This window comes from Novosphingobium tardum, assembly GCF_042652045.1.
Taxonomy (GTDB): Bacteria; Pseudomonadota; Alphaproteobacteria; order Sphingomonadales; family Sphingomonadaceae; genus Novosphingobium; species Novosphingobium tardum.
The window spans coordinates 279,318-298,532 of the sequence record NZ_JBHSDR010000006.1; the positions used below are offsets into that span (position 1 = coordinate 279,318).

Consider the following 19,215-nt stretch of genomic DNA (forward strand, 5'->3'; position numbering starts at 1 on the left):
CATCAACGTGTAGCAACGCCGAGCTTTGCGCCTGGTGCCTGCAACTGCCCGGTGCCGGGGGTTACTTCGCCTCGCGCCATTCGGCCAATGTCGGTGCCGTCGCGGCGATAGGGATCGGGGCCGAGCGCTATCTTGCCGTTATCGGGAAAGGCGGTGAGGTAAGAAACGTAGACCGGCACCAGAGCAGGCAAATCCACCTTTTGCTCCGGCGAGGCGGACGCGGTCGGCAGTTCGCCCCGCATCAGCCAGCGTCCCAACCTGTCGGCGTCTTCGAGCCGGACGCAACCGGAGCTGAAATGCCTGTCCTCCTTCAGCATCAGGTTCTTTTCGGGCGTGTCGTGCAAGTAAATTCCGAGCTGGTTGGGGAACTCGAATTTGACGTTGCCCATCGAATTGCCCGCGCCCGGAAGCTGGCGGACACGCGCTTCGATGGAGCCGTTCGCGACTGATTTCCAATCCACCTTTCGCGGATCGACCGGCGTCGCACTGGGCCCCCAGTCGGACAGGACCTGGTAACGCACCGAATTGAGGTACGACACACCCTGGCGAAGCACGTTCGGCGCGACCTTGTTGCGCACGAGATCGGTCGGGACGTTCCAGTAGGGATTGACGATCGCGTAGCGAACGTATCCCGAGATCATCGGCGTCGGGAGGCTGGGTTTGCCGACCACGACCCGCATGGAATCCACGGGCCGCCCATTTTCGTACATCCACAGGCGGGCATTGGCCGCATCCACGAGGATGTACCGGCCGCTTTCCGAGGCCGGAAGCGTCCTCACGCGGTCCAGATTGTTCTGCAGCACCCGCCTTGACGAGTCATCCTGAGCCTCGGCGACCGCACGTCGGAGCGGAGCGTAGAAGGGGTGCATCCAGCGCATCCCGGCAATGTAATCACCCAGCGATGACGCGGCGCCAGCGTCCTGAAGCGCCTGATAATCGTTCGGGACGCGTGGCCGCAGCGATTCATGCTCGAAGATCATCTCTGCGGCGGGCGCGGCCCGGGTTGCCTTCACATACCACGCAAAAGCCTTGGAAATCGCGAGCTCCGCGCGCGCTCTCGATGCAGGGGAATCGCCGGACCGCGCCGCGGCAATCGCAGCAGTCAGTCGCCCGATTTCCTGCGCGTCGGCCGGGATCGCATCGAAATCGGAACTGCTGACGAGCTGCAGCAAAAATTCAGCAGCTGGATCGATACCATCTGGGGTAAGCCACAGCGGCCGGAAGCCGCGCGACTGATAGAACGCGCCCAACTGGGCATCGGTCAGTTCGGCCCTTAATAGCGCCGGAGTGACGGGTGCGCTCGCTTCAGCGGCGGCGGGGAAAAGGAAACCGGCAGCAAGCAACGCTCCAACCGCCGCTTTCCACTGAGACCGTCCGAGGAACTTCTTGTTCGCCATTGTCTCACTCACCCTGGCCGGAACGGCCCTTGCCACGTCGTTCATCCCGTGAAGGAGCCAAAAAAAAGGGGCCTCTAATCGATGACAAAGGCCCCAGGGTTCTCCAAAAAGGGGAATGGAGGAACACCATCTAAGTGCATGAAACTTCTTTTAGTTCCGCACCTCGACGCGTTCCTCCATTCTTGGGTCGTTAACCCCGTTCGCCAGACTTGACCGGCGGCTCGGGCGGCGGCGGCGGCGGCGTGTAGACGGGCGCGGGAGGCGGCGTGTACGTCGGCGGCGGAGGCGGCGGCGGAGCGGCAACCGGCTCCATCATCGGCTCGCGTCCGCCAAAGTTTACCGCGAAGGTGCCCATCAGCGAGTGGGAGCGCCAATCACCCTTGACCGCGCGACCGGCAGTGTCATTCAGGTCGAAGCCGGAAGCGTTGAAATAGCGATACTTCACGCCGACATCGATGTTGTCCGACAGAGGTGCCCGGACGCCGGCGAGCGCCTGCCAGGCGAAGGTCCAGTCGTGATCGTTCACGAACCCGGGCCCGACAGAGTTGATCGAGGTGTTCACATCGATCTTCGCCTTGCCGACGCCGCCACCGGCGAAGAACTGAAGACCATCGTCCTGACCCACGTCGACCAGGCCGTTCAGCATGAGACTGAGGACCGTGCTGTCACCACCAGCGTCGTAGCTACCGGGCAATGCCCGTCCGGTGACCGTCGTGTTGGTTGCGGGGATGAATACGGTCGACTTCAGCTGGTCATTGCTGACGCCGCGATAACCGACCTCGCCTTCGAGCCTGAACGGACCGAAGTCGTATCCGACGATGCCACCGAAGTCGTAACCCCAGGTGTCGTTATCGAGCTTCACGGCATTCTTGACGCCGGCGATGTCAAAGTCGAAGTCCTCGACCTTCATAACGCCGCCGTCGACTTCGACGTACATGGCGCCGTCGCGGGCGAATGCGGGCGCGGAAAGCGCGGTCGACGCAAGCGCCATAGCGGTTAGGAGTTTTTTCATGTCAGCGTTCCCTATCTTCAGGGCGGTTCGTCGACTGCCCGAGGAGTGAACCGAGTTCGCCGGCACTCGTTCCGAATGAAGGTTGATGGGAATTAATATGTGGCAATTTTGCCGCACTTCCCTGCCTAGCCCCTGACCAGAGGCGGGCGAGCTCATGCAGCGGGCCCATTAGAGAACATGTTTTTTATGAGTTGACCGTGAAGGCCGGACGGTGGTCTTCGGCGGCGATCATTCGATACCGGCCGGCGTCCGTACCGATCGCGTGAACAGGACAGGGGTTTCCAGCATGAGCATTTCCCACCGCGCCAGTGCGATCGCCGAAAAGGTCGAGACTTTCGTCCGCGACGTGATCGTTCCTTACGAAGGCGACCCGCGCCGCGACCACCATGGCGCGCCGACCGACGAGCTGGTGATGGAAATGCGCGAGAAGGCTCGCGCCGCAGGCGTCCTGACTCCGCATATCCTCGACGATGGAGACCACCTGACCCAGCGCGAAACGGCGGTGGTGCTTCAGAAGTCCGGTCTCTCGCCCTTGGGGCCGCTGGCTGTGAACGTCATGGCTCCGGACGAGGGCAATATGTACCTGCTCGGCAAGGTAGGCAGCGACATGATCAAGGAGCGGTTTCTCGCTCCGCTCGTCAATGGCAGCGCGCGTTCGGCGTTCTTCATGACCGAGCCGGCGGCGGCCGGTGGGGCCGGGTCGGATCCCTCGATGATGCAGACGACCTGCCGGCTGGATGGCAATCACTGGGTGATCAACGGCCGCAAGGCGTTCATCACGGGCGCGGACGGCGCGAAGGTCGGCATCGTGATGGCCAAGGCCGCTGATGGTGCCGCAGCGGGCGGGGCCTGCATGTTCCTGGTCGACCTGCCCGATCCGGCGATCCGCATCGAGCACGTGCCGAACACGATCGACAACTCGATGCCCGGCGGGCACGCGACGGTGATCATCGACAACCTCAGGGTGCCTGCCGACCAAATGCTCGGCGAAGCGGGCGAAGGGTTCAAGTACGCCCAGATCCGCCTCTCCCCCGCCCGCCTGTCGCACTGCATGCGGTGGTATGGGTGCTGCGTCCGCGCGCATGAGATCGCGTCCGATTACGCCAACCGGCGCATGGCGTTCGGCAAGGCCCTGATCGACCACGAGGGTGTGGGCTTCATGCTCGCCGAAAATCTCATCGACCTGAAAACGGCAGAACTGATGATCGACTGGTGCGCCACGGTGCTCGACACCGGATCGCTCGGGACGGTGGAAAGCTCGATGACGAAAGTCTCGGTCTCCGAAGCGTTGATGCGGATTGCGGATCGCTGCGTGCAGGTCATGGGCGGAACCGGAGTGACCGACGCAACCATCGTCGAGCAGGTGTTTCGCGAGATCCGCGCCTTCCGGATCTACGACGGCCCGACCGAGGTCCACAAATGGAGCCTGGCCAAGAAGATCAAGCGCGATTGGAAGGCGTCCAACGCCGAGGACTAGTGCGCGGGCTCTGGCGTCGTTCCCTGATCGACTGGAGCCGGACGGCAGAACGGCACCAGGACCAGCGCCGCGAGGAACGCCCACGCCATGACGCGGAATACGTCGTCAAACGCCAAGGTCAGCGCCTCGCGGCCTGCAATGCGCGCCAGCACGCTTTCGGCGATCTGGCGCGCGCGTTCGGGGTCGGGTGTGTAGGTTCCCATGCGGTGTGCAAGCAGGTGGATCGCCATGCCCGCCTGGCGCGCGGATGCGCCCATCGCCTCACCCAGCCTCAGGTAATGCAATCGGCTGAAATCGCCCAGCCAGGTGGTGACCATCGCGATGCCGATCGCGCCGCCCAGGTTTCGCATGAGGTTGAACAGCCCCGACGCATAGCGCAGTTCCGGGCCCGAGAAGTGCCCCAGCGCCAGCCCGACGGAGGGCACGATGCACAGCATGATCGCGAAACTTCGCACGACCTGCGGCCACAGCAGCGCCGAAAAGCCCCAATCGGGGGTCATGAAGCTGAACAGCCACAGGCCCGCGGCGAAGAGAGTGAGGCCGACGGTTATGACGAGACGGGGGTCGACGCGCTGCGATAGCGCTGCCGCAAGCGGCACGCCGAGCAGCTGCGCGACACCGGAAATGAAGACCGTCGTGCCGATCTCGCTCGCATTGTAACCGCGAACCCGACCTAGGAAGAGCGGGACCAAGTACGTGCCCGCGTAGATGCCGAAGCCGATCACCAGGTTGAACACGCAGGCAAAGGCGAAGGTCGCGTTCCGAAACGGCGACAGCACCACGATCGGGCCGCTGGACCGGAACGAGCGCTCGAGAAACAACACGAAGGCGACCGCCGTCAGCCATGCAGCGACGGCGATGCCGCTGTCGTCCAGCCAACCGTTCTTCGGCCCCTCTTCCAGCACGTACTCAAGCCCTGCGAGGAAGCTGGCCATGGCGCCAAGGTGGACCCAATCGATCCTCCCGAGCATCGAGAAGTCGGCGCGGTCGATACGGATCAGGGAAAGGCTCGCAAGGCAGACCAGGGCCCCGGGCACGACGTTGATATAGAAGATCCAGCGCCAGCCCCAGGCGTCGGTGATCCATCCTCCTACCGTGGGGCCCAACGTGGGCGCAAGGACGGACACCATCCCGAGTATCGCGGGTATCATCGCCCGCTGCTTGCCGGTGAACAGCACGTAGCCGGTGGAGAAGACAGTCGGAACCATCGCCCCGCCGACGAAGCCCTGGACTGCGCGGAAAGCGATCATCGATTCGATGTTCCACGCCATTCCGCACATCACGCTCGACAGCGTAAACAGCCCGGCCGACGCGGCGAAGACCCAGCGCGTAGAAAGCGCCTGGGTGAGGAAGGCCGAAAAGGGAATCATCACCAGCTCGGCCATCAGGTATGCCGTCTGGACCCAGCTTATCTCGTCCGGAGCAGCCGAAAGTCCGGCCTGAACCTCGTTCAGCGATGCGGCGACGATCTGAATGTCGATCAGCGCCATGAACTGGCCAAAGGCCATCACCCCGAAAATGGTGAACTTCAGCCGCGAGCTCATCGTCGCAGGGTCGTCAGGCGCCGAAGCGGGTGTCGGCAAGGCCGGGGTATTGATCGGTATCGATGCCACGGCTTGCCTCGGTCTGCTCTTTATATTACATGCATCATATAAAGGAGATCGGCAAGTGCGCTATTCCAGCGACCGCAAGCAGGAAACCCGCGCGCGGGTTCTGAAGGAAGCGACGAAGGAGATCCGCACCAAGGGTCCTCACGATTTTGCCGTCGCCGGGGTGATGACGCGCGCCGGGCTGACCCATGGCGGCTTTTATGCGCACTTCGCATCCAAGGAGGCCCTGGTGGCCGAGGCCATCGGGGCGATGTTCGACGACGCGCGCGGGCGGGCGCGCACGTTCCAGGAGATCGAGAATCCCCGCGATGCGCTGCGCGGGTATTTCGCGTTCTACCTGTCGCCCGCCCATCGCGACGGACGCGATCGCGGTTGTCCCCTGCCCGCACTGACCGGCGACGTCGCGCGCTTGACGGGACCGGGCTCGGACAGGTTTCGTGCAGGAATAAAGGGGCTTGCGGGCCTATTGGCCGGGCTGCTTTCCCGCATCGGCGTCGAGGATGCGGAGCGCCAGGGCAACGCCCTTCTCGCTCAGCTTGTCGGCGCCGTTTCGCTGGCCCGCGCGCTGGGTTCGGGCGAAGCATCCGACGCCATGCTGAAGGATACTCAAGATCAGCTTCTTGCGCTCTACGGACTGGAAGACCGATGAACGTGCAGACGGCGATCGTCGCACCCGATGAGGCAAGCGAGCCTGCTGGGCAGCGACGCTGGCAAAGGCTGTCGCGCAAGCCGTTGATCGCCGGCGCGCTGGCCTTGATTGTCGCGGTAGCGGGGATTGCCTGGCTGCTTTCGCCTCGCACGAGCGAGAGCACCGACAATGCCTATCTCCAGGCGGATTCGTCCGCGGTCGCTCCCCGCATCAGCGGACAGGTCGCGGCCGTTCTCGTCAAGGACAACCAGTTCGTGCATGCCGGCGATCCGCTCGTCCGGATCGACGCCCAGGATTATGAAGCGCGCCTTCAGGGGGCGCGCGCCGCGGTGGCCGATGCCGATGCCAACGTCGCCAATGCGCGCGCCGGGCTTGCCGCACTTGGCCCGCAGCAGGGCCTGGCCGCGGCGCAGCAGCGTGCCGCAGGTACTTCGATCGCCGCGGCAGACGCCGAATACGCGCGCGCGGCGGCCGACAGTTCCCGGTTCGAGGCGTTGGGCGCCCGCGGCTTTGCGACGCGGCGCGACATCGAACGGCTTGAAGCGGCAGCCGTGGGCGCGGCCTCCCTGCGTGCGAGGGCCCGCGCCGATACCGCCATCGCCGGCGAGCAAGCAGCCGTCGTGCGCGCGCAAGGCCCCGTCCTCGCCGCGGCGCTCGCGCAGGCCGAGGCTGCAGCGCTCAAGGCGCGCGCGGCGCTGACCCTCGCGGGGCAGGAGCGCGGCTACGCGACGATCGTCGCCCCGATCGACGGTGTCGTGGGCAATCGCCAGGTACGGGTCGGCGATTACGTGCAACCCGGATCGCTGATGCTCAGCGTCGTGCCCGTCCACGATCTTTACGTCGTCGCCAATTTCAAGGAGACCCAGACGCGCAAGATGCGCCCCGGCCAGAAGGTTGCAGTTTTCGTCGATGCGCTTGGCGGCGCGAAGCTTGCCGGCGTCGTCGAGAGCCTGGCGCCGGGTTCGGGAAGCGAGTTCACCCTCCTGCCCTTCGAGCCGGGATCGGGCAATTTCACCAAGATCGTGCAACGGATCGCGGTGCGGATCCGGCTCCATCCCGGCCAACCCCAGCTTGAGAGCCTGCGCCCCGGATTGTCGGTCAACGCGAAAGTCCAGTTCGACTGACCACCGCAAGAGCGTTGCATCAGTCGTCCGTCGTCATCGCCTGCTGCCGGGCAGCCCGGAAGTTGCGGCCGAGGACGATCTCGAGCGCGCCGAGCATCAGCCGTGCGCGGTCGTCCGCACGGCTCTTGCTCCCCGAGCGCGCAGACTGTTCCAGCCTCACGCGCGCTTGCGGGATGGTCTCGCCCGGGAGCAATTCGTTTCTGAAACGCGAGGCGGCTTCGCGCGCCGTTGCGATCCGTCGGCCAGCCTCGGCCGCATCAATTTCGCCCGCATCCAGATTCCGCAGCGTGGGGCAGCGAAACTTCCGGCATGATCGCGGGCGCTGGGGATATATCTGGCAACGCGTACCGCAGAGCTGCCTGCACGGTTGCCTGAACGAGGGCACGCCGTCGATCTCCTCGACAGCAAGCCCGGCCGCTTCGACGCTTTGTCGTTCGCCGGACGGCACCGTGGACAGGGAGAACAAGGTGCCGTCGCAACACAGGCCGCAATCGGCGCAGATTCCGCCGTCGCTGTCTGAATAGCTCAAACGATCAGGGCCCGCTGAGCCGGCTTGCCCATCGCGACGAGGAACGGGTCGCGCTCCTGCCGGGTGGCGAAGGACGCCTTGTCCACGATGCCCGACCAGCGCGCCGCAACCAGCGCCTGCCCAATCGCGCCGCCAAGCGTATCTCCCGGCCCGACCAGTACGATCCGGTCGGGTGCGAACTCCTTCAGCCCGACATCGATCGCAGCAGTGAAATCGTATGGCGTCAGGATCTGACCGCTGAAGGTATATTCGTGAAGAGCCGCCGGATCGGTTTCGAACCTGCGCCAGATGCCGCCCCTGCCATCGACCAGCGGTATCGCGGGCTGGCCCACCAACGAGGGCGAGAGCTCCACATGTGCCGCTGCCGAGCTTGCGGCCATCAGCGCCGTGTGGAACGGGCCGTGACCCGGCAGATGCAATGGCGCACGCGTTTGCATCGCCGGGAGGGCCGCCTCGAAAGCTAAGAGATCGTCAGGCGCACCGGCTACGACGAGCATGCCGCCCAGCTCGATCGAGCGAGCGATCCCGAACCGGGGCATCAGCGCCTCGACCTTCGCGCGCAGCGCTAGGTCAAGATGCCAGTCTTCGTTCACCAGGGTCAGCAGCAATTGGCCACCCGGCCCGTGCTTCTGAGAGTTGGTACCCATCGCCGCGGCGATCGCGAAACCGTCGACGGGAGAGACCGCGCCCGCGCAGGCAAGAGCCGTGTACCAGCCCATCGAATTGCCTGTGACGGCGACGATCTCGAACCGCATCCGGTCGATGCTGAGAAAGTCGAGAATGCCGGAAGCGTAGATCAGCGGGGTCGCGACTTCCCCGCGCAAGTGGTGAGCGGGATCGAACGCGGCCGCTCCGTCCGCGGCTGAAAGCGCCTCCTCCCCGCGCGCGGTGCGGACGGCGTCGAAAGCCTCGATGAGGTCGCGTCGGCCGGCATGATGGCGCTTCAGGTAACCGAGCTCGGGCGCGTTGTAGGTGCCTCGGCCCGGACACACGACAAGGACCGTCTCGCGCTTCACCGGGCGAGCAGGTCGCGCGCCGCGGCCAGGATCGTATCCCGGCTAGGCAGTGTATGGGTTGCGGCGCGTCCGAGTGCGATGAAGCTGTCGGTCGCCGCGATGCGCCCGACCTTCTTGCCCGAAGCATGCTCGGCAAAAAGGGCCATCAGCGCCTCGCTTTGCGAACCGGTGATCCGGCATTCGTCGACGATCAGGATGCGATCGCACGGCGCAACCGCGGCCAGCAGTGCGTCCTCGGCCAGCGGCGCGAGCCAGCGCAAGTCGATCACGCGCGCCCGCACCCCGTCGTCCGCAAGCAGCGCTTCGGCCTGGCGCGACAGATAATAGCCGTTGCCGTAGCTGACGATGGCAAGGTCGGTACCATCGCCGTGGACGCCCAGTTCGCCCAGCGCGATCCCGCCATCGCCGGGCGGGGAATACGTGGCGGTCCACAATCCGTCGCCCTCGGCATGGAGATCGCGGGTCATGTAGAGCGCGATCGGTTCGACGAAGACAACAACGCGGCCCTCGTCGTGAGCCAGCCTCACGCATTCGCGCAGCATCGCCACCGCGTCCGCGCCCTTCGACGGCACCGCAAGGACGACCCCTGGTATGTCGCGAAACACCGCCAGGCTGTTGTCGTTGTGAAAGTGGCCGCCGAAGCCCTTCTGATAGGGCAGACCCGCGATCCGGATGACCATCGGGTTCGTGTACTGGCCGTTGGAGAAGAAGCTGAGCGTTGCTGCCTCGCCGCGGATCTGGTCCTCGGCATTGTGAACGTAGGCGAGGAACTGGATCTCGGGGATCGGCAACAACCCGTTGTGACCCGCCCCGATGGCGAGGCCAAGGATCGCCTGCTCGTCGAGCAGGGTGTTGATGACACGGGCGGGCCCGAAACGCTGGTGAAGCTTGGCGGTGACGTTGTAGACGCCGCCCTTCGGTCCGACATCCTCGCCGCAGACGATCGCATTGGGATAGGCCAGCAGGATGTCGGCAAGCGCCCACGAAAGAAGGCGCGCCATGTGCTGCGGCTTGTCGATCAGCGTGGCGTCACCGGCGAACAGCGCGCTTCGCGCCGCCTCTGCGGGCCGCGCAGGGACCGGACATGCGGTCCGCGGAGGAACGATGCTGGCCATGACCTGATGCGCATCGGCCAGCTTTGGACGGGCGATCGCGAGTTCCGCCTGCCGGGCCAGCGTGGCCTCGATCGCGTTGTATTCTTCGGCGATCTCGGCCGCGCTCATCACCCCTTCGGCGATCAGGAGTGCGGCGGTGGCAAGCAGCGGGTCCCGTTCCTCGTCGCGGCGAATCTCTTCCTTCGCGAGATAGACGTTCTGCGCGTCCGACCCGGCATGACCATAGAGGCGTACAGTGCGCATGTGCAGGAACACGGGCTTGCGCTTGGTGCGCGCATGCTCGACCGCCTCGCTCGCCCCGCGCAGCGCATCGGCGATGTCACACCCGTCACACGCGACGTAGTGGAGACCGGCGCGGGTCGAAAAACTGCGCGCGATCCACCCTTGCGGCGTGCGCGTGGAAATTCCGATGCCGTTGTCTTCGCACAGGAACACGATCGGCATCGCCGTGCCCTGGTAGGACGCCCAAAGCGCCGTATTGAACGCGCCCTGCGCGGTCGAATGATTGGCAGAGGCATCGCCGAAACTGGCAAGGATGACGCCGTCGGGGGCAAGCGGGGTATCCTCGATTCCCAGTGCCGAGGCGATGCCGATGCTGAACGCCGCGCCGACCGCCTTGGGCAAATGGCTGGCAATCGTGCTGGTCTGCGGAGGAATGGCCAGGCGCTTCGAGCCCAGGACCTTGTGCCGCCCTCCCGAGATCGGGTCCTCGGCGCTGGCGACGAAGCTCAGCAGCATGTCCCAGGTTGGCGTTTCGCCCGCCATGCGCCCGGCCCGATGGAGCTGGAAGGCGGCCGACCGGTAGTGCAGAAACGCCATGTCGTCGGTTCGCAGCACTTCGGCCAGCGCGGCATTGCCCTCATGGCCGGAGCTGCCGATCGTATAGAAACCTTCGCCCCGAGCCTGAAGCTTGCGCGACAACCGGTCCATCTGGCGGCTCGTCGCCTGACTGCGAAAGAGCGCGGCGAGCCGGGCCGGCGGAATGCCGAGGGCATTGAGGCCAAGGTTGGAGCGCGGCCGCGGCAGATCGCCGGCGGCTAGGCGCGCAAGGAAGGCGGAATGTACGGCTTCGGCGGCATCCATCGTGCCAAGCGCCCTAGCCGCTCCCCGGCGAGATTGCACCTCTTGTCACGCGCGGGCGCACGCCGAGGTCAGATGATCTTGTCGCCCAGGCCCATCCGCGCGCCGTCGGTGATGATCACCTTGTCGCCCAGCTTGGTTGCCGCATAGAGCTTGCGCGCGAAGTCCTCCGGCACGCCGACGCAGCCATGCGTCACGTATCCGTTCTCGACCTTCGTCGCGTGGATCGTCACCCCGTCGTCGGTGAGGCGCAGCATGTAGGGCATCGGCGCATCGTAGAGGTTGGAGACGTGATCGGCATCCTTCTGCGAAATCGGGAAGGTTCCGACAGGCGTGGGCTTGTCGTCGTCGCCCAGCAGCACCGCGGTCGCCCCGATCTCGTAGCCGTCGCGGAATATCGAAAGCACGTTTGCCTGAAGATCGACCGTGATCACTACGGGTCCCGCAGGCACGCCGCTTTCGTCCCAATGCCATTCGCCGAACCTGATCGGCCCGGAGATGGGGAGTATACGCTTCACGACGAAGCGGCTGTCGGCGGGAGCAGTGGCAGCGACGGGCGCTACGGCCGGTCGCTGGGGCTCAACTTTTCCCGAGACCGCCGCCTGGCCTCCGCTGGGAATGGCCTCGAGCAGGAGAAACGCCGCGACAAAGGCCAGGAACGCAGCGAGAATGCTGCCTCCGGTCCAGATCGTTCGGCGCGCCTGTCGGCTCATCGTTAAGCTCCTGTTGACCATGGTGTGGACGCTTCGGAGCCGTTTCGCCAGTGTTGAGGCATGCTCGTCCCACTGAGGGACGCATGACGTCGGTCAGGTAAACGTGCATGGCAATGTGATTCTTTTCTCTTCACATTCACATTGCGATGTGAAACTATGCAGTCATGTCCAGTCAGCTCATAGATCGCGTCCGCCGCCTTGTCGTAGACGGTGGAATGTCCCGCTCCGGCCTTGCCCGTGCCGCGGGGCTCCATGCCAACACCCTGCGCGACCTTACGGACGACGCATGGAACCCGACTGCCGACACGCTCGGCAAGCTCGAGCGGTTCCTGTTTTCCAGCGACGAGTCGCCCGCGCTTGTCCCGATCGAGGAGATCATCGACGAAGCGCGCAACGGGCGCATGTTCATCCTTGTCGACGACGAGGACCGCGAGAACGAGGGCGATCTGATAATCCCCGCGCAGATGGCCACGCCCAATGCGATCAACTTCATGGCCACTCACGGACGGGGGCTGATATGCCTCGCGCTGGCCAAGGACCGGGTGGACCATCTCGGTCTCGAGTTGATGAGCCGTAACAATGGCACCCGCCACGAGACCGCCTTCACCGTCTCGATCGAGGCGCGCGAAGGCGTCACCACAGGCATCTCCGCGGCAGACCGCGCGCGCACGGTCTCGGTCGCGATCGACGCCGGCAAGGGCGCCGCCGACATCGTCACGCCCGGCCACGTCTTCCCCCTTGTCGCGCGGGAGGGCGGAGTGCTGGTCCGTGCAGGGCATACCGAAGCGGCGGTCGACATCTCGCGCCTGGCCGGCCTCAATCCCGCCGGAGTGATCTGCGAGATCATGAAGGACGACGGAACGATGGCGCGGATGGACGACCTCGTCGCCTTCGCCCGCCACCACGACCTCAAGATCGGGACCATCCGCGACCTTATCGAGTATCGTCGTCGCAACGATCACCTGGTGACCCGTGTCGCCGAAAGCACCTTCACCTCGGACTACGGCGGCGAATGGCGCTTCATCACCTATCGCAACAAGATCGACGGCAGCGTCAGCTTCGTGCTGCAGAAGGGCCAGGTGGATCCTGCCCAGCCCACCCTGTCGCGCGTCCACACCATCTCGCTGCTCGACGACATGCTGGGCCAGCCCGGCCCGCGCAAGCGCACGCTCCAGCGCGCCATGGACGAAGTCGGCCGCGCAGGTGCGGGGGTGATCGTCCTTCTTATCCGCCCGCGCGAAAGCGGCCCTGAAGGTGGCGGCGAAGCCCCAGACATGGATCTGCGCAGTTACGGCATCGGGGCGCAGATTCTCGCGGACCTGGGCGTCCACGACATGATCCTGCTGACCAACGCCCACCGCAACGTGGTGGCGATCGAAGGGTACGGCATCAACATCGTCGGCGAACGCCCGATCCCGGCGGAATGAGGCCGGGACGCCGGCAGACCTTGGCTTGCCGGAATTGACTTCGACGGCCAGGACGGTTCGCGACATCACCCACGACCCGCGCTATCACGGCGCGGCCCTCGCCCTTCAAGGGCGGCCAGCGGAGTAGTTATGGCAAGAATTCTCATCGTCGAGGCGCGCTTCTACGACCATCTCAACGACATGCTGATCAAGGGTGCCCGCGCCGCGATCAAGGCCGCGGGACACGAAGCCGAGGTGATCACGGTGCCCGGCGCGCTGGAGATTCCCGGCGCGATAGCGCTGGCCGAGGAAAGCGGCGACTTCGACGGTTACGTGGCGATCGGCGTGGTAATCCGCGGCGAAACCTACCACTTCGAGATCGTCGCCGGCGAAAGCGCCCGCGGGATCATGGCGCTGACGATGGACGGCACTGCAATCGGGAACGGCATCCTGACTGTCGAGAACGAAGCGCAGGCGCTCATTCGCGCCGATCCGGCACAGAAGAACAAGGGCGGCGAGGCGGCCGAGGCGGCCTTGGCCTTGCTCGAGTTGCGCGAGCGGTTCGCGGCGTGACCATCGCGGGCCCGGCGGCGCACCCTGCCATAGGCGGGCTGCCTCTGGTGCTTGGCGGCAATGTGTTCGGCTGGACTGCCGACCGCGAGGCCAGCTTTGCTATCCTCGACGCGTTCCGCGAGGCCGGCGGCCGCATGATCGATACCGCCGAGGCTTATTCGGCGTGGGTTCCGGGACACAAGGGCGGCGAAAGCGAGACCGTGCTGGGCGAATGGTTCGCCGATCGTGGCTGCCGTTCGGACATGCTCGTGGCGACGAAGACGAATGTGCTCGGAGAAGCCGGCGGCCTGGCACCGGGCAAGGTCACCGCGCATCTCGACGGTTCGCTCAGGCGGCTTCAAACCGACTACGTCGATCTGTTCTACGCCCACCGCGACGATCCGGAGACGCCGCAGGAAGACGTCGCAGGCGGATTCGACGCGCTGATCCGCGCGGGCAAGGTGCGCGAGGCCGGTGCATCAAACTTCCGTTCCGAGAGGTTGGCCGGCGCGCTCACCGCTGCGGATGCAGTGGGCGCGGCGCGCTATGGCGTGCTTCAGAACCGATACAACCTGGTTGCCCGCAAGGAATACGAAGGCCCCTTGCAAGAGCTTTGTGTTGCCGAGGGTGTCGCCCTCTTGCCCTATTACGGCCTTGCCTCGGGCTACCTCACGGGGAAATATCGCACGAAGGAGGATCTCGGCCAGTCCCCCCGCGGCACGACACTGACCGGCCTTCTGGAACAGGGTGCGCCGGTTCTGGCCGTGATGGACAGGATCGCCGCTGAAACGGGCGCGAGCCACGCTGCGATCGCCCTAGCCTGGATCAATGCCCAACCCGGCGTCGCAGCGCCTATCGCCAGTGTCAGTCGGGTCGAGCAACTCGACCAGTTGATTGAGGGCGCGCGCCTAAAGCTCGACGACGCGCACCTCGCCGCGCTAACTGCCGCGGGAGCCGGCTAGGCCGGAGCGACCTCCATTCCGCTGAGGTCCATCGGTGCGTAGTCGCCCAGGATAAGCTGTTCGAAGACACCGGCCCCCACCTCGCCCGCGCCCTCGCCTGAAAGCACGGTGACGCGGCACGGAAGCTGCACGTGGAAGTTGTCCATCCGTGCGGGGTCCTGAGCGGAAAGATCGATATCCTCACGCGCGACGTCGAGCGGCCCGTGATGCAGGCCGTGACCCCAGGTCGGAGACGTGTAGCCCAGTCCGCGCATCAGGAAGCGGCCCAGGGGCTCGAACTTCAGCCGCATCGGCCCCGAGGGCAGTTCGATTTCCAGCTCCCCGCCCTCGGGCCAGCGCGTTCCACCTGTCAGGGGCGCGGCCATTTTCGCCTGTACCGTCTCGAAGCCGCCATGGGCATTCGCATGGTCAGGCAGCACGACCGCGCGGATGTTCCACGCGTCGCCGGCGGCATCTGCGTTGAGATGGAAGAACACGCTGCGGTTCGGAAAGTTGAGCGGGGTCCATTGCCAGAAGAAGCCCGTCGGCCGGCCGCCCGCATGAGGCTGCGTATCGGGCGTGCCGACGGGCCGCACGCCCCAGCTTCGGTCGCGTGTTCCGGCGCAATCCTGGCTGACAGCCTCCTTCTTGCCGTCGACCGATATCCAGCCCTCATAGTGCCCGTTCTGCGTCATCCGGGTGTAGTCCATGAACGTGCGCGGCCCGATCCGGTGGGTGAAGCGCGGCTCCTCGATCGGAAACGAACGCCCGGTAAAGGTCAGCTCGGCTGAAATGCCGTAATGCTCGGCCACGGTCACGCGCAGGATGCGCAGGGGCTCGATGATCTCGATCCTGATCGGCCCGACCTCGAGGTCGAGGCGCTCCATCCCCAGCTCGCGGGAGGCATGAAGGCAATGCTCCACCCCATCCCGCACCACGCAGAAGTGAGCATCGGCGACGTTGAGATGCGGATAGACCCCGAACGCCACGGCGAAGAAGCCGGTGCCATCGGGGTTGTAGCCGTTGAAGAAGTAGCGGTCGTAAAAATTGCGGTCGGTCCCGGCAAAAGCGACCGGCTCCGGGGTCTGGTGCAGCGGATAATCGTCGCCCTTGCTCAACATTCACATCACTCCCGGATCGTGGAAAGGCTGTCATGGTCGAGCGCAAGCTGGCAGGCGCCGCGGGCCATGTGGAGAAACATCGCGTCGCCGCGCTCGGTACGCTCGACGAAGGCGGCGCTGAAGACGGCGGTGGAAACGCCGTGCAGCGCGCCGCGGCGATAATCGTCCCAGATCGCCGCGCGGGATAGGGACACGCCATGCGCGGACATCGCGGCGCAATAGAGGTCGAGCAACTCGTCCTCCATCGCGCGGCGCAGCGACGTTCCGATGCCGGCGCCGAGGAAATAACCGATGTCGGTCATTCCGTTGCCGGCCGTCACCGTCTGCCAGTCCAGCACTCCGAGCGGTTCGGCGCCTCCGCGTATGTCGAAGAGCATGTTGTCCAGCCGGTAGTCGCCATGAACGATACAGCGCACCGGCCCGTCGCGCCCGAACCAGCTTGCCGACGTCGCCGCCAGATCCTCGCATACCGCCATGAGCTCGGGCTCGAGCTGGTCGGCATAGCGTTCGCGAAAGACCGCCTGCGCGTGCGGATAGGCCTGGGACAGCATGGCCAGCGATTCGGGCCTGGGCCTGAGCCACGGCTTGTCGATCATCGCCGGATTGTCCCAGCTCGGCCCGTGCAGACCGGCTATCTGGCGCACCGCTTCGCGAGCATCGTCGGCGCTGCAACCGGCAAGCTGGTTGCCCCCACGCGCCGGGCCGAGATCCTCGAACAGAAGGACGAAGTCGGCACCGTCGTCTCTTACCTCGGCAGCCAGCGCGCGGGGAGTGCGCACGTCGAGCGCAGCGCTCAGTTCCCGGTAGAACGCCACTTCCTTTGCATAGAGCGCGTGCGCCGCGGCGGTAGCGCGGCTCGTCGGATCGGCAGCGGGAAACTTGCCGGCGATCGTCGCGGGACCGGCCCCTGGGCGGTCGTATTCGAGCGCGAAGCGCACGCTGTCGCCCACCTGCCCTGTCCCGATCGCCTGCCAGGTCAGGGCGGTTACCTCGCCATCCTGCAGCACACCGGCCGAACGCAGGCGATCATTCAGCCATGCGGTATCGACCGCATCGGGATGCGCCGGGAATGCTGCCATGTCCTCTCCTTTTGCAAGGAACCTTATGAGGCGTCGCGGCTTGGAGCAACCACGGGGTCGAAGGGGCATCGGACATGAACGGACCGTTGGAATGGATTGGAGCGATCGGCGCCATCGTGGCGGCCGCGATGATCGCGCTCGATCTCGGGCGCCGGGTCACCGGCTGGGGCTTCGTGCTGTTCGTTGCGGTCTCCGTGGTGTGGATCGTTTCGGGCGTGATCAATCACACCGTGCCGCTGATCGCGCAGAACGGCATCCTCCTCGCGATCAACGCCTGGGGCGTGTGGCAGTACCTCCTGAACCCCAAGAAAAAACGCGAGATCGAGAAGGCCGAGGAAATCGCCGAAGAAGCGAAGCAGGAGGTCGAGGCGGAGGCCTGACCGATCCAATTCCAGGTGTTTTCGCGTTTCAACGAGGCTAGGGGCTGGACAAGCCCGCCCTCGCCCCGCATATCGCGCCGCATGACCACGCCGCTCGGCCTGCTTCTGCGACTTACACGCCCTTGGGCGTGAGCTGACGCGTCGTCCTCGAGGCGGCGCCGCGGCGCCCAAGGGACCTGCCAGAACCGGGGCTGATCGCCCCCGACGCCACGCCCAAGCGCGAGACCTGTCATGCCTATGCTTGCCGACCCTTCGGTCAAATACCGACCCTTTCCCCAGGTAAACCTGAGCGACCGCCAATGGCCCTCGCGAACGATCACCGCGCCGCCGCGGTGGCTTTCCACCGACATGCGCGACGGCAACCAGTCGCTCATCGATCCCATGGATTCCGAGAAGAAGAACCGCTTCTTTGATCTTCTGGTGAAGATCGGGGTCAAGGAGATCGAGGTGGGCTTTCCCGCCGCGGGATCGACCGAGTTCGACTTCATCAGCGGTCTCGTCCGCTCCGGCCGGATCCCCGACGACGTTCTGGTCCAGGTCCTGACGCAAAGCCGCGATGACCTGATCGTCACTTCGTTCGAGAGCCTCGCGGGCGCGAAGCAGGCGATCGTGCACCTCTACAACGCCATTTCGCCTGCCTGGCGGCAGATCGTGTTCGGGCTGGAGCGCCCGCAGATCAAGGAGATCGCGGTGGCCGGGGCCAAGGTCCTGCGCGACCAGGCGGCTCGCTTCCCCGATACCGATTGGCATTTCGAATACAGCCCCGAAACGTTTTCGACGGCCGAACTAGATTTCAGCCTGGAGTGCTGCGAGGCGGTGATGGATATTCTCCAGCCCACGGCCGAGCGTCCGCTGATCCTGAACCTGCCGGCGACGGTCGAGGCGGCTACGCCCAACATCTACGCGGACCAGATCGAGTACTTCGGCCGCAACATTCCGCGGCGCGAGACGGTTGCGATCAGCCTGCACACCCACAACGACCGTGGCACCGGCGTGGCCGCGGCGGAGCTGGGCCTCATGGCTGGTGCCGACCGGGTCGAAGGCTGCCTGTTCGGCAACGGCGAGCGCACGGGAAACTGCTGCCTCGTTACCGTGGCGCTCAACATGTACACCCAGGGCATCGACCCCGGGCTGGACTTTTCGGACATCGACCAGGTGATCTCGGTCGTAGAACACTGCAATCAGCTGCCCGTGCCGGCACGCCATCCTTATGGCGGCGAACTCGTCTTCACCGCATTTTCGGGCAGCCACCAGGACGCGATCAAGAAGGGGTTCGCGGCGCAGGAACAGCGCAATGATGCGCTGTGGCAGGTTCCTTATCTGCCGATCGATCCGGCCGACCTGGGACGCAGCTACGAAGCGGTCATCCGGGTCAACTCGCAAAGCGGCAAGGGCGGCTTTGCCTGGGTGCTCGAGCAGGACCAGGGCCTGAAGCTGCCCAAGCGGATGCAGGCGGACTTTTCGCGCCACGTCCAGCAACTCGCCGACGAACTCGGTCGCGAACTCCAGGCCGAAGACATCTGGAGCGTGTTCCAGCGGGTCTATCGGCTCGGCACTCCGCAGCCACTGCAACTGGTCGACTACGAAGAGACCCGCGCCGCCGACGGCACCCGGGTGTTTGCCGGAAAGCTCGCGGTCGAGGGCAAGGTCCGCACCGTCAGCGGGCGCGGCAACGGCCTGATCTCGTCGGTCGTCGCCACCTTGCGAGAAGGCTTCGGTCTCGATGTCGAGGTTCGCGACTATTCCGAACATGCGATGGCGACGGGCACCGACGCGCGAGCGGCCGCCTATGTCGAATGTGCGGCTTCGGACGGGCGGACCGTGTGGGGCGTCGGGATCGACGAGGATGTCGCCACGGCGAGCGTCCGTGCGATCCTCAGCGCGGCCAACGCACTGGGCCTTCCTTCCGCATGACGTGATCCCCGTCACCCGCCGCCAGAACGGCGGCGGGATTGACGGGCGTAGGCCCAGGCACAATGGTGGCGCGAAACGGCGGCAGCGACCGCCATCAAGC

General features: G+C 65.4%; 17 protein-coding genes. 8 read left to right on the forward strand and 9 right to left on the reverse strand.

All coding sequences use genetic code 11. The features are described 5' to 3' along the window. Positions 1 to 2: 2 nt before the first annotated feature. Positions 3 to 1,397: a L,D-transpeptidase family protein gene (locus ACFO0A_RS09330; RefSeq protein WP_379538738.1), complete on the reverse strand. Its 1,395-nt coding sequence runs from the start codon at positions 1,395 to 1,397 to the stop codon at positions 3 to 5. Positions 1,398 to 1,587: 190 nt separating this feature from the next. Beyond that, entirely contained in the window at positions 1,588 to 2,409 is an 822-nt protein-coding gene (locus tag ACFO0A_RS09335; RefSeq protein WP_379538739.1) for an outer membrane protein, read from the reverse strand. 286 nt (positions 2,410 to 2,695) lie between these two features. Here ACFO0A_RS09335 and ACFO0A_RS09340 point away from each other — a divergent pair, with 286 nt between their 5' ends. Continuing rightward, a complete protein-coding gene (locus ACFO0A_RS09340) occupies positions 2,696 to 3,886 on the forward strand; it encodes an acyl-CoA dehydrogenase family protein (protein WP_379538740.1) in 1,191 nt (396 codons plus the stop codon). Here the strand turns inward: ACFO0A_RS09340 and ACFO0A_RS09345 are convergent. Continuing rightward, complete coding sequence (locus ACFO0A_RS09345) at positions 3,883 to 5,499, reverse strand: DHA2 family efflux MFS transporter permease subunit (protein ID WP_379538741.1); 1,617 nt, start codon at positions 5,497 to 5,499, stop codon at positions 3,883 to 3,885. The genes ACFO0A_RS09340 and ACFO0A_RS09345 overlap by 4 nt on opposite strands. A 55-nt stretch (positions 5,500 to 5,554) precedes the next feature. Between ACFO0A_RS09345 and ACFO0A_RS09350 the strand changes: the two genes are divergently transcribed. Together ACFO0A_RS09350 and ACFO0A_RS09355 are read left to right on the forward strand one after the other, a co-directional pair. Then, entirely contained in the window at positions 5,555 to 6,145 is a 591-nt protein-coding gene (locus ACFO0A_RS09350; RefSeq protein WP_379538742.1) for a TetR/AcrR family transcriptional regulator, read from the forward strand. Further along, complete coding sequence (locus tag ACFO0A_RS09355) at positions 6,142 to 7,269, forward strand: HlyD family secretion protein (RefSeq protein WP_379538743.1); 1,128 nt, start codon at positions 6,142 to 6,144, stop codon at positions 7,267 to 7,269. Before ACFO0A_RS09350 ends, ACFO0A_RS09355 begins: the two co-directional genes overlap by 4 nt. A gap of 19 nt (positions 7,270 to 7,288) precedes the next feature. Here the strand turns inward: ACFO0A_RS09355 and ACFO0A_RS09360 are convergent, their stop codons facing one another. The 4 genes from ACFO0A_RS09360 to ACFO0A_RS09375 form a co-directional block, all read right to left on the reverse strand. Then, positions 7,289 to 7,798, reverse strand: coding sequence for a YkgJ family cysteine cluster protein (locus tag ACFO0A_RS09360; protein ID WP_379538744.1), 510 nt, complete (start codon positions 7,796 to 7,798; stop codon positions 7,289 to 7,291). Then, a complete protein-coding gene (locus ACFO0A_RS09365) occupies positions 7,795 to 8,814 on the reverse strand; it encodes an ACP S-malonyltransferase (RefSeq protein ID WP_379538745.1) in 1,020 nt (339 codons plus the stop codon). The genes ACFO0A_RS09360 and ACFO0A_RS09365 overlap by 4 nt, the downstream gene beginning before the upstream one ends. Beyond that, positions 8,811 to 11,012 (reverse strand): dehydrogenase E1 component subunit alpha/beta, encoded by a 2,202-nt coding sequence (locus tag ACFO0A_RS09370; protein ID WP_379538746.1) that lies wholly within the window; start codon positions 11,010 to 11,012, stop codon positions 8,811 to 8,813. Before ACFO0A_RS09370 ends, ACFO0A_RS09365 begins: the two co-directional genes overlap by 4 nt. A 68-nt stretch (positions 11,013 to 11,080) precedes the next feature. Next, entirely contained in the window at positions 11,081 to 11,722 is a 642-nt protein-coding gene (locus tag ACFO0A_RS09375; protein ID WP_379538747.1) for a L,D-transpeptidase family protein, read from the reverse strand. 164 nt (positions 11,723 to 11,886) lie between these two features. On the opposite strand from ACFO0A_RS09375, the gene ribB reads away from it, so the two are divergent. From ribB to ACFO0A_RS09390, 3 genes are all read left to right on the forward strand, one after another. Continuing rightward, positions 11,887 to 13,149 carry a 3,4-dihydroxy-2-butanone-4-phosphate synthase gene (gene ribB, locus ACFO0A_RS09380; RefSeq protein ID WP_379538748.1) on the forward strand — a complete coding sequence of 421 codons (1,263 nt, stop codon included), beginning with the start codon at positions 11,887 to 11,889 and terminating at the stop codon, positions 13,147 to 13,149. A 129-nt stretch (positions 13,150 to 13,278) separates the two neighbouring features. Then, a complete protein-coding gene (gene ribH / locus ACFO0A_RS09385) occupies positions 13,279 to 13,701 on the forward strand; it encodes a 6,7-dimethyl-8-ribityllumazine synthase (protein WP_379538749.1) in 423 nt (140 codons plus the stop codon). Continuing rightward, on the forward strand, positions 13,698 to 14,642 hold the full coding sequence (locus tag ACFO0A_RS09390; RefSeq protein WP_379538750.1) for an aldo/keto reductase: 945 nt from the start codon (positions 13,698 to 13,700) through the stop codon (positions 14,640 to 14,642). Before ribH ends, ACFO0A_RS09390 begins: the two co-directional genes overlap by 4 nt. On the opposite strand, the gene ACFO0A_RS09395 is transcribed toward ACFO0A_RS09390, so the two are convergent. Together ACFO0A_RS09395 and ACFO0A_RS09400 are read right to left on the reverse strand one after the other, a co-directional pair. Further along, positions 14,639 to 15,742 carry an Rv3169 family protein gene (locus ACFO0A_RS09395; protein ID WP_379538751.1) on the reverse strand — a complete coding sequence of 368 codons (1,104 nt, stop codon included), beginning with the start codon at positions 15,740 to 15,742 and terminating at the stop codon, positions 14,639 to 14,641. The two genes, ACFO0A_RS09390 and ACFO0A_RS09395, sit on opposite strands and share 4 nt — an antisense overlap. 5 nt (positions 15,743 to 15,747) lie before the next feature. Next, the gene (locus ACFO0A_RS09400; RefSeq protein WP_379538752.1) at positions 15,748 to 16,821 is read right to left on the reverse strand and encodes a phosphotransferase family protein; all 1,074 of its coding nucleotides are present in this window, start codon (positions 16,819 to 16,821) and stop codon (positions 15,748 to 15,750) included. Between the two features lie 74 nt (positions 16,822 to 16,895). Between ACFO0A_RS09400 and ACFO0A_RS09405 the strand changes: the two genes are divergently transcribed. Together ACFO0A_RS09405 and leuA are read left to right on the forward strand one after the other, a co-directional pair. Further along, the gene (locus tag ACFO0A_RS09405) at positions 16,896 to 17,201 is read left to right on the forward strand and encodes a hypothetical protein (protein WP_379538753.1); all 306 of its coding nucleotides are present in this window, start codon (positions 16,896 to 16,898) and stop codon (positions 17,199 to 17,201) included. A 231-nt stretch (positions 17,202 to 17,432) separates the two neighbouring features. Then, complete coding sequence (gene leuA, locus ACFO0A_RS09410; protein ID WP_379538754.1) at positions 17,433 to 19,115, forward strand: 2-isopropylmalate synthase; 1,683 nt, start codon at positions 17,433 to 17,435, stop codon at positions 19,113 to 19,115. Positions 19,116 to 19,215: the final 100 nt, after the last annotated feature.

What these genes read in the sequence shown, in the direction of transcription:
- ACFO0A_RS09330 (WP_379538738.1), bottom strand. Translation starts at nt 1,397, where the DNA reads ATGGCGAACAAGAAGTTCCTCGGACGGTCTCAGTGGAAAGCGGCGGTT.
- ACFO0A_RS09335 (WP_379538739.1), bottom strand. Translation starts at nt 2,409, where the DNA reads ATGAAAAAACTCCTAACCGCTATGGCGCTTGCGTCGACCGCGCTTTCC.
- ACFO0A_RS09340 (WP_379538740.1), top strand. Translation starts at nt 2,696, where the DNA reads ATGAGCATTTCCCACCGCGCCAGTGCGATCGCCGAAAAGGTCGAGACT.
- ACFO0A_RS09355 (WP_379538743.1), top strand. Translation starts at nt 6,142, where the DNA reads ATGAACGTGCAGACGGCGATCGTCGCACCCGATGAGGCAAGCGAGCCT.
- ACFO0A_RS09370 (WP_379538746.1), bottom strand. Translation starts at nt 11,012, where the DNA reads ATGGATGCCGCCGAAGCCGTACATTCCGCCTTCCTTGCGCGCCTAGCC.
- ACFO0A_RS09375 (WP_379538747.1), bottom strand. Translation starts at nt 11,722, where the DNA reads ATGAGCCGACAGGCGCGCCGAACGATCTGGACCGGAGGCAGCATTCTC.
- ribB (WP_379538748.1), top strand. Translation starts at nt 11,887, where the DNA reads ATGTCCAGTCAGCTCATAGATCGCGTCCGCCGCCTTGTCGTAGACGGT.
- ribH (WP_379538749.1), top strand. Translation starts at nt 13,279, where the DNA reads ATGGCAAGAATTCTCATCGTCGAGGCGCGCTTCTACGACCATCTCAAC.
- ACFO0A_RS09395 (WP_379538751.1), bottom strand. Translation starts at nt 15,742, where the DNA reads ATGTTGAGCAAGGGCGACGATTATCCGCTGCACCAGACCCCGGAGCCG.
- ACFO0A_RS09400 (WP_379538752.1), bottom strand. Translation starts at nt 16,821, where the DNA reads ATGGCAGCATTCCCGGCGCATCCCGATGCGGTCGATACCGCATGGCTG.
- ACFO0A_RS09405 (WP_379538753.1), top strand. Translation starts at nt 16,896, where the DNA reads ATGAACGGACCGTTGGAATGGATTGGAGCGATCGGCGCCATCGTGGCG.
- leuA (WP_379538754.1), top strand. Translation starts at nt 17,433, where the DNA reads ATGCCTATGCTTGCCGACCCTTCGGTCAAATACCGACCCTTTCCCCAG.